Genomic DNA, 229 nt, shown 5'->3' with positions numbered 1-229 from the left:
GCTCGGCCCGGAGGCGGGCCAGGGCGTGGGGGTCGGGGGCGAGGTCATCGGCGTGGTCGGGGGGCGTCTGCTCGGCGCGGGGCCGGGGATCGGAGATGAGGCCACCGGGGTCGTCGGGGGCCGCCTGATCGGCGCGGGTGCGCGGGTCGGCCGAGAGGTCATCGGCGTCGTCGGGCGCCTTCCGTATGGCGCGGGGGGCGGGGCCGCGCCGGGGTACCTCCTCGGCCGG

Annotated in this window: 1 pseudogene; it reads right to left on the bottom strand. The window is 80.8% G+C overall.

The window, feature by feature from the left end:
• Positions 1-229: pseudogene (locus tag G3I40_RS46585) on the bottom strand (hypothetical protein); the annotation flags it as partial.

It is taken from the genome of Streptomyces sp. SID14478 (assembly GCF_010548525.1).
Taxonomy (GTDB): Bacteria; Actinomycetota; Actinomycetes; order Streptomycetales; family Streptomycetaceae; genus Streptomyces.
Note: the sequence above shows the minus strand (reverse complement) of the source record. Positions and strands in the feature narration are given on the sequence as shown.